5 protein-coding genes, 2 tRNA genes, 1 pseudogene and 1 riboswitch are annotated in these 8478 nt (G+C 71.5%); of the genes and pseudogenes, 6 read left to right on the top strand and 2 right to left on the bottom strand.

The window, feature by feature from the left end:
* The 3 genes and pseudogenes from ACWFR4_RS12085 to ACWFR4_RS12075 form a co-directional block, all read left to right on the top strand.
* Nucleotides 1-280: pseudogene (locus tag ACWFR4_RS12085) on the top strand (DEAD/DEAH box helicase); the annotation flags it as partial.
* 169 nt (nt 281-449) lie between these two features.
* Nucleotides 450-1994, top strand: coding sequence for an amino acid permease (locus ACWFR4_RS12080; RefSeq protein WP_453652201.1), 1545 nt, complete (start codon nt 450-452; stop codon nt 1992-1994).
* Nucleotides 1995-2115: 121 nt separating this feature from the next.
* Nucleotides 2116-2188: transfer RNA gene (locus tag ACWFR4_RS12075), tRNA-Lys, on the top strand.
* A gap of 73 nt (nt 2189-2261) precedes the next feature.
* On the opposite strand, the gene mgtA is transcribed toward ACWFR4_RS12075, so the two are convergent.
* The gene (gene mgtA, locus ACWFR4_RS12070; RefSeq protein ID WP_453652199.1) at nt 2262-4862 is read right to left on the bottom strand and encodes a magnesium-translocating P-type ATPase; all 2601 of its coding nucleotides are present in this window, start codon (nt 4860-4862) and stop codon (nt 2262-2264) included.
* Nucleotides 4863-5040: 178 nt separating this feature from the next.
* Here mgtA and ACWFR4_RS12065 point away from each other — a divergent pair, with 178 nt between their 5' ends.
* Entirely contained in the window at nt 5041-5496 is a 456-nt protein-coding gene (locus tag ACWFR4_RS12065; RefSeq protein WP_116512218.1) for a tellurite resistance TerB family protein, read from the top strand.
* Nucleotides 5497-5547: 51 nt separating this feature from the next.
* Here the strand turns inward: ACWFR4_RS12065 and ACWFR4_RS12060 are convergent.
* A tRNA-Met gene (locus ACWFR4_RS12060) sits at nt 5548-5621 on the bottom strand.
* 199 nt (nt 5622-5820) lie between these two features.
* Between ACWFR4_RS12060 and ACWFR4_RS12055 the strand changes: the two genes are divergently transcribed.
* Nucleotides 5821-6927 carry a PP2C family protein-serine/threonine phosphatase gene (locus tag ACWFR4_RS12055; RefSeq protein ID WP_453464483.1) on the top strand — a complete coding sequence of 369 codons (1107 nt, stop codon included), beginning with the start codon at nt 5821-5823 and terminating at the stop codon, nt 6925-6927.
* A 259-nt stretch (nt 6928-7186) separates the two neighbouring features.
* A riboswitch (cyclic di-AMP (ydaO/yuaA leader) is annotated at nt 7187-7333 on the top strand.
* Nucleotides 7334-7344: 11 nt separating this feature from the next.
* Nucleotides 7345-8400, top strand: a complete 1056-nt coding sequence (locus ACWFR4_RS12050; RefSeq protein ID WP_453652197.1) for a M23 family metallopeptidase — start codon at nt 7345-7347, stop codon at nt 8398-8400.
* The last annotated feature ends 78 nt before the right edge of the window (nt 8401-8478 follow it).

Raw genomic sequence — 8478 nt, 5'->3', positions numbered from 1 at the left:
TCCCTCCGGTGGCGGCTTCAACCGCGACCGTCGTGACGAGCGCCCCTCGGGCGGCGGCTTCCGTCGCGATGACCGCCCCTCCGGCGGCCACCGCGGCAGCGACCGTCCGTTCAACCGTGACCGTCGTGACGACCGTCCCGCCACGGGCGGCGGTTTCCGCTCGGGCGGCCACGACCGTCCGTCCGGCCGCCGTGACGACCACCGCGGTGCGGGCTCCGGCTCGACCGGCGGTTCCTCGTTCCGCCGCGACGAGAAGCCGCGCTGGAAGCGCAACGGCTGACGGTCGTAAGGCTGAACAGCCTGACGGCTTGAGCTGAGAAGGGCCCGGGAGACGATCATGTCTCCCGGGCCCTTCCTTCTTTTCCGCCCCCGTACCGGCGTTCACCCGCGGGCATTATTTGGCCAAGGCCCGCGCATGCCCCGCCCCCGGCACGGGAATCGCTGGGGGCATGACAAGTGACCCAGCGGCGCAGCAACCGCCGCCTTCGACCGACGAGGAACGTCTCGCCCAGCTCGGCTACACGCAGGTCCTCGCCCGCAGGATGTCGGCGTTCTCCAACTACGCCGTCTCCTTCACGATCATCTCGGTGCTCTCCGGGTGCCTGACGATGTATCTGTTCGGGATGAACACCGGCGGCCCCGCCCTGATCACCTGGGGGTGGGTCGGGGTCGGGCTGATGACGCTGTTCGTCGGGCTCGCGATGGCGGAGATCTGCTCGGCGTACCCGACCTCCGCCGGCCTCTACTTCTGGGCGCACCGGCTCGCACCCGCGCGGACGGCCGCCGCGTGGGCGTGGTTCACGGGCTGGTTCAACGTCCTCGGACAGGTCGCGGTGACCGCCGGCATCGACTTCGGCGCCGCGTCCTTCCTCGGTGCGTATCTGAACCTCCAGTTCGACTTCGAGGTGACGCCGGGTCGGACGATCCTGCTGTTCGCGGCGATCCTCGTGCTGCACGGACTCCTCAACACCTTCGGCGTGCGCATCGTCGGGCTGCTCAACAGCGTCAGCGTCTGGTGGCACGTCGTCGGCGTCGCCGTCATCGTCGGCGCGCTCGCCTTCGCGCCGGACAGCCACCGGTCCGCGTCCTTCGTCTTCACGAAGTTCGTCAACAACACCGGCTGGGGCAGCGGGTTCTACGTCGTCCTGATCGGACTGCTGATGGCCCAGTACACGTTCACGGGCTACGACGCCTCCGCGCACATGACCGAGGAGACCCACGACGCGTCCACCGCGGGGCCGAAGGGCATCGTGCGCTCCATCTGGACGTCCTGGATCGCCGGGTTCGTGCTGCTGCTCGGCTTCACCTTCGCCATCCAGTCGTACCAGGGTGCCCTCGGCTCGGCCACGGGTGCGCCGCCCGCGCAGATCCTGCTCGACGCGCTCGGGGCGACGGCCGGGAAGCTGCTGCTGCTCGTCGTCATCGGCGCGCAGCTCTTCTGCGGCATGGCCTCCGTCACCGCCAACAGCCGTATGATCTACGCCTTTTCGCGTGACGGCGCGCTGCCGTACTCGCACGTCTGGCACACCGTCAGCCCGCGCACCCGCACCCCCGTGGCCGCGGTGTGGCTGGCCGCGCTCGGCGCCCTCGTGCTCGGACTGCCGTACCTCATCAACGTCACGGCGTACGCGGCCGTGACCTCGATCGCCGTCATCGGCCTCTACATCGCGTACGTCGTGCCGACCCTGCTGCGGCTGCGCAAGGGTGACGCCTTCGAGCGCGGGCCCTGGCACCTGGGCAGGTGGTCGCGGCCGATCGGGATCGTGGCCGTGGTGTGGGTCGCCGTCATCACGGTCCTCTTCATGCTGCCGCAGGTCTCGCCGGTCACGTGGGAGACGTTCAACTACGCCCCGATCGCGGTCCTTGTGGTCCTCGGGTTCGCCGGCGTGTGGTGGCTTGTGTCGGCCCGGCACTGGTTCCTCAACCCGGTGCACGCGCGGACCGTCGCGCGTGAGGCGGGGCGCGTGGGAGCGCCGGAACCGGTCGATCCGTGAGCGGTGGGCGCCCCTCCCGGCCGCCCGTGTGACCTCCGACAGGCCGTGGAGGCCGATACCCGATCGGCCTCCCGGTCCCGGCGGGCTATGCTCGGGGATGCGTCGGCGAGGGCCGGCGTGTGGACCCTTAGCTCAATTGGCAGAGCAGTGGACTTTTAATCCATTGGTTGTGGGTTCGAGTCCCACAGGGTCTACCGCGTGAACAGCGGCCCGGACGGCTTCGGTCGGCCGGGCCGCTGCGCTGTTCCCGCCGAACTCCGTTGCCCCTCACGCCTGCCGTACGTACCGCCTCTTCACCGCCGTCAGCGCGACCGCGTACAGGGCGAGGACCGCCGCGAGGAGCGCGTAGTACACGGGTGGCAGGGGAGTCATGCCGAGCGGGTGGGCGGCGGGGGTCAGTGGCAGCACGACGCCGACGACGGCCAGGGCCGCGACCGCCCAGCGGACCGGGCCCGGGGTGCGAGGGGCGCGGCCTGTGCGCAGGAGCAGCATCACCAGAGCCTGCGTCAGGAGGTTCTCGGTGAACCAGCCCGAGTGGAACGCCGCCTCGTCGGCCGGGCCCGCCGTGGAGTGCAGGGCGAGCGCGAGGACGCCGAAGGTCGCGAGGTCGGCGGCGGCGTTGAGGACGCCGAACCCGGTGATGAAGCGCAGGAAGTCGCGCGGGCGCAGCGTCGTGGGGCGGCGCAGGGCGGCGGCCGCCGGGCGGTCGAAGGCGAAGGACAGCTGGGCCGCGTCGAAGCACAGGTTCTGCGCGAGCACCTGCGCCGGGAGCATCGGCAGGAACGGCAGCAGGAGGCCCGCCGAGAGCATCGCGATCACGTTGCCGAGGTTCGAGGAGAGCGTGACGCGCAGGTACGTGGCGATGTTGCCGCTGCTGTGACGGCCCGCGGTGATCGCGTGGCCGATCGCGGTGAGGTCCTTGCCCGGCCGGTCCGCGGGCTGCGCGAGCACGATGTCCGCCGCGTCGCGCGCCGCCGCGACCGCGTCGCGCGGGCAGATCCCGACGTCGGCGGCGCGCAGCGCGGGAAGGTCGTTCACGCCGTCGCCCAGGAAGCCGACGGTCGTCTCCCCGCCGGCGCGCAGGGCGGTGACGATGCGCGCCTTGTGGGCGGGGGTGCAGCGGGCGAAGACGGTGGTGCGGCGGGCGAGGCGGGTCAGTTCCTCGTCCGTGAGCGCGTCGAGGGCGTCCGCGGTGTGTATGTCGCCGGGGGCGAGGCCCAGATCGCGCAGGGCGCGGGCCGCGGTGCCGGGGTGGTCGCCGGTGATGACCTTGACCGTGACGCCGCGCTCGCCCAGGTCGCGCAGGGCCTGCGCGGCGGTCGGCACGAGGGCGTCGGTGAAGGCGACGAAGCCGGTGAAGGTCAGGCCGCGTTCGTCGGCGGTGCTTCCCTCACTGCCTGGAGGGCGCGGGAGGATCCCCGGGCGGTGCCGGGCGGGGCGTTCGGCGGTCGCCACCGCGAGGAGCCGCAGCCCGTCGCCGGACATTTCCGCGGCCCGGGCGAGCAGGCTCGCGCGCTCGGCGTCGTCGAGGGCGCACCGCTCCAGGACGTTCTCCACGGAGCCTTTGACGGCGAGCGTGACGGTGCCGAGTGTGCCGGGCCGCCGGACGACGGCGGTGGCGAGGCGGCGTACGGGGTCGAAGGGCAGGGCGGTGATGCCGTCGTACGCCTCGGTGAAGGCCGGGTCTTGTGCGAGAGCCTGCGTGATGACCGCCTCGTCGAGCGCGTCCGCGGTCGGCAGGTCGGCGAGCTGGAGCGTCCACCAGGCGGAGACGGCAGCCCAGTGCAGGGCGTCGGGGTCGGTGCGGGCCGGGTCGACGGCCGGGCGGTCCTGGGTCAGGGTGCCCGTCTTGTCGACGCAGAGGATGTCGACGGCGCCGATGTCGTGCAGCGCGGGGAGTCGTTTGACGATGACGCCGTGGGTGCGGGCGAGCAGCGCGGAGCCGCGGGCGAGCGCCGTCGTGACGATGACCGGCAGCATCTCCGGGGTGAGCCCGACGGCCACCGCCACGGCGAACGGCAGGGTCTCCAGGCCCCGGCCGCGCAGCGCGGCGCCGGCCATCAGGACCAGCGGCGGCGTCAGCAGCATGAAGCGGATCAGGGTCCAGGAGATGCCGTGCACCGAGCGGTCGAACGCGCTCGCCCCGCGCCCTGCGCCGACCGTGCGGTGGGCGGCGGCGAAGCGGGTGTCGGCGCCCGTCGCGAGCACCACGGCGCTCGCGCTCCCGGAGGCCACGCTGCCGCCCTGGAAGCACAGATGCGCCGACTCGCCGTCCGCGGGCAGGTCCACGGGACGCTTGTCGGCCGGCACGGACTCCCCCGTGAACGCCGCCTGTTGCACGGTCAGGCCCTGTGCCCGTAGAAGGCGTACGTCGGCGGGGATCAGGTCGCCGGGGCCGAGCCGCACCACGTCGCCGGGCACCAACTGGCTTACGGGGAGCTCGTGTTCGGCCGGCGAGGCGGTCTCGTCCGCGCCGGGGCGGCGCAGTACGGTCGCCGTCGTCGCGACCAGCTCGCGCAGGCCCGCCATGGCGCTGTCCGCGCGGTGCTCGCCCGCGGAGCGCAGGCAGCAGCTGACGGCGACCAGGACGAGGATCACGCAGGCGGTTCCCCAGGCCGCGACGGTCGCCGAGACGAGGCCGAGGCAGAGCAGGACGACGGTGAACGGGTCGCGCAGGCTGCGGGCGGCGAGCAGGGGCCAGGACAGGGGGCGCGTACCCGGCAGGACGTTCTCGCCGTGCCGGGCCAGGCGCCGCTCGGCCTCCGCCTCGGTGAGGCCGCGCGGGCCGCTGTCGAGGGAGCGCAGGAGCTGGAGGGTCGTACGGGCTGAGGACGGGGCGGCGACGCGGGCCGGGGCGGTGTCGGTCACTTTCGGGCGCCGTCAGGGCTTCTCGGGTGTCGGCACCGGCGTCTTCTCCCGTTCATCGGACCAGGAAAGGCTCCCCGGCAGAGGGTTCAGGCCTTCAGTTTAGGGGCGGAACTTTTGCCGCTCCCCGCTAGTTTCTACAGAGCTGTAGAAGATCAGTACACGCCGAACGAGGAGAGTCATGGCCCTGTGGGATCGCTTCAAGGAGTCCGCGTCGACGATGCAGACGCAGCTCATGGCGAAGAAGAACGACCTGAAGAGCGGCGCCTTCCGTGACGCGAGCATGGCGATGTGCGCGCTGGTCGCCGCGGCCGACAGGAACGTCGACCCGGCCGAGCGCAGCCGTGTGGCCCAGCTCATCTCCACGAACGAGGTGCTGCAGAACTTCCCGGCGGACCAGCTCCAGAGCCGCTTCGACGCGAACCTGAACAAGCTGACCGCCGACTTCGACTTCGGCAAGGTCAGCGTCCTCCAGGAGATCGCCAAGGCGAAGAAGAAGCCCGCCGAGGCGCGCGCGGTCATCCAGATCGGCATCGTCATCGGCGGCGCCGACGGCGACTTCGACAAGACCGAGCAGGCCGTCGTCCGCGAGGCCTGCCTGATGCTCGACCTGCCGCCGCACGAGTTCGACCTGTAGGGGGATACACCGAAGGCCCGGAACCATTGGTTCCGGGCCTTCGGTGTTCAGTAGCGGGGACAGGATTTGAACCTGCGACCTCTGGGTTATGAGCCCAGCGAGCTACCGAGCTGCTCCACCCCGCGTCGGTAAACACGACTCTACGCCATTGCGGCGACAGAACGCGAATCGGTTGCCCAGGGTTCCGTGATCCGCCGCCCGGGACCCCTTTCACCCGGTCGGTCCCACCAGGTCGCCCGCCGCCTGTCCGGGGGGAAGTCTGGGGTGGGGCCCGATGACGTGCGCAGACGCGGGACCGACGCGGACGGTGGCGGGAGACGAGTGGTGGGGCAGCGAGGAGGACGCGGACGCGAGAGAGGCCAGGACCTGTCCCGGGCCCGGTTCCTTGTGCGTCTGCTGCCCGCGCTCCTCATCGTGGCCGGGGCGATCTACGACTACGTCACCCTGTCGACCTTCACCGGCGTGCCCCTGTTCACCGCGGCCCCGCTGGTCGCCGCCCCGTTCTTCTCGGCCCGCGGCACTTTCCTGACCGGCCTCGCTACCGTCGCCGTCGTACTGGGGGTGCACCTCAGATACACCCGCAGTTACAACAGCGACTCGATCACCGAACTCGTCACGGTCGCCACCGTCGCCGTCCTCGCCTGTGTCATCAACCGCGTCGTACGGCGCGGCAGCGAGCAGCTCACCTCCGTGCGCCAGATCGCCGAGGCGGCCCAGCGCGCCGTCCTGCCCGAGCCCGCCGAGCGCATCGGCGGCCTGGAGATCGCGGCCCGCTACGAGGCCGCCGAGGCGGGGGCCTTCATCGGGGGCGACCTGTACGCGGTGCAGGACACCCCGCACGGCGTGCGGCTCGTCGTGGGCGACGTGCGCGGGAAGGGCATGGGCGCGGTGTCCGCCGTGGCCGTCGTCATCGGCGCGTTCCGGGAGGCGGCCGAGCAGGAGGCGACCCTGGAGGCGGTCGCGCAGCGCCTGGAACGGGCACTCGCGCGGGAGGGGATGCGGCGCAACGGCCTCGACGAGTTCGAGGGCTTCACCACGGCCGTGCTCGCCGAGATCCCGCACGGCAACGGTCTCGTACGCGTCATCAACCGCGGCCACCCGGAACCCCTGCTTCTGGGCGGCGACGGGGCGCTCAAGGTCCTGTCGGCGCCGGAGCCCGCGCTGCCGCTCGGGATGGGGGACCTCGGCACCTGGCCCGACCGCGCGTCCGAGACGGAGTTCCCGAGCGGGGCGACGCTGCTGCTCCACACCGACGGTCTCTCGGAGGCGCGTGACGCGCAGGGCACCTTCTACGACCCGGCGGCCCGGCTCGCGGGGCGGATGTTCTCGGGGCCCGATCCGCTGCTGGCCGCGCTCGCCGCCGAGGTCCGCCGGCACACCGGGGGCGGCACGACGGACGACATGGCACTGCTCGCGGTGAGGCGGCCGTGAAGCGGCCGTGAAGCAGCGGTGAGTGCCGTCATCACCTTATGTAGTCGAACAGCGTCGCTGCGCATAACATTTGACAAACCGTCAGATGAATGGCCCGTTCCGACGTCGGGTCAACTCGCCCGATTCCGCCCGCTCGTGCCCCAATAAGTCCAGGCCAAAGGCGTTAACGATCAGTCGGAACGGCTTGGAATCGGGCCCCGGTGTCTATTAACGTTCGATAACGCAGCGCGGTCGTCCCAGCCGTCACAAGAGATGGCTCCGTGCGCACGCGCCTAATCCCGCAAGGGAGCCGGGGAACCACCAACTTGGGGTGAATCGGACGTCCTTTCCTTGCGGAAGGCGTCGGTAGGAGACCTTCCTGCTCCGAACCCGTCAGCTAACCCGGTAGGCGAGAAGGAAGGAAAGGAGCGCGCCCCAGTGGCGTCAAACCGGCCTGCCCCAGAGTTCTCCTACGCGCCGATCGACGAAGAGTTCGGCGAAACGGACGAGCGGACCTGGGACGAGTGGAACCCCACCGAGGAGTCCGTCCGTCCCGTACGCGGCAGGCACCGCGTGGCCAAGCAGCGCGGTGGTCTCGCGCGCAGCTCCACCGTTCTCGGTGTCGGCGTGATCGCGGCCGTCGGCGCGGGCGGCATCGCCACCGCGCAGGGCGGCAAGCCTCCCGTACACATCTCGATGCCCGACCTCTCGGCCGTCAAGGACTCGCTGCCCGACGCCAAGTCGCTGCCCGGCGTGGGCGCGCTGATATCCGATGTCTCCGGAGATGCCGACGAGTCCGGCACCAACGCGACCCCGCTGACCGGCGCCGGTATCACCACCGCGGACGCCCAGCAGGGCACGACCGCCGGTGAGGCCCTGCGCGCCCGCATCATGCAGCAGGCCGAGCAGCAGCAGAACCAGGCCGCCGACGCCGAGGCCGCGGCCGCCGAGCAGGCCGCCGCGAAGAAGGCCGCCGAGGACGCCAGCAAGGAGCAGGACGCCGCCAAGGCCAAGGCCGCCGCCGACAAGAAGGCGGCGGAGGAGGCCGCGAAGAAGAAGGCCGAGGCCGAGCGCCTCGCCAAGCTCGCCAAGAGCTTCACGCTGCCGGTCGCCTCCTACACGATCACCGGCACCTTCGGTCAGCCCGGCTCGATGTGGTCCTCCGGCTACCACACGGGTCTCGACTTCGCCGCTCCGACGGGTACGCCGCTGAAGGCGATCCACTCCGGCACGGTCAAGGAGGCCGGCTGGGCGGGCGCGTACGGCTACCGCACCGTCCTGGAGCTGCCGGACGGCACCGAGCTCTGGTACTGCCACCAGTCGTCCCTCAACGTCAGCGCGGGCCAGAAGGTGACCAGCGGCGACGTCATCGGCCGTGTCGGCGCCACCGGCAACGTGACCGGGCCGCACCTCCACCTGGAGGTTCACCCCGGCGGCCAGGCGACCGGGGTCGACCCCGCGCCGTGGCTTCGCTCCAACGGCCTGACGATCTGAGGCTCGTAAACCTCCGCACCCCGGCGGTCCTGACGGCAACCCCCCGACGTCAGGACCGCCGGTCCGCCATGCCCGGAA

Source organism: Streptomyces sp. NPDC055140 (assembly GCF_053607285.1).
This window is presented reverse-complemented; position numbering and strand designations above follow the sequence as displayed.

Coding starts and splice junctions, on each gene's coding strand:
- ACWFR4_RS12080 (WP_453652201.1), top strand. CDS start 450: ATGACAAGTGACCCAGCGGCGCAGCAACCGCCGCCTTCGACCGACGAG.
- ACWFR4_RS12065 (WP_116512218.1), top strand. CDS start 5,041: ATGGCCCTGTGGGATCGCTTCAAGGAGTCCGCGTCGACGATGCAGACG.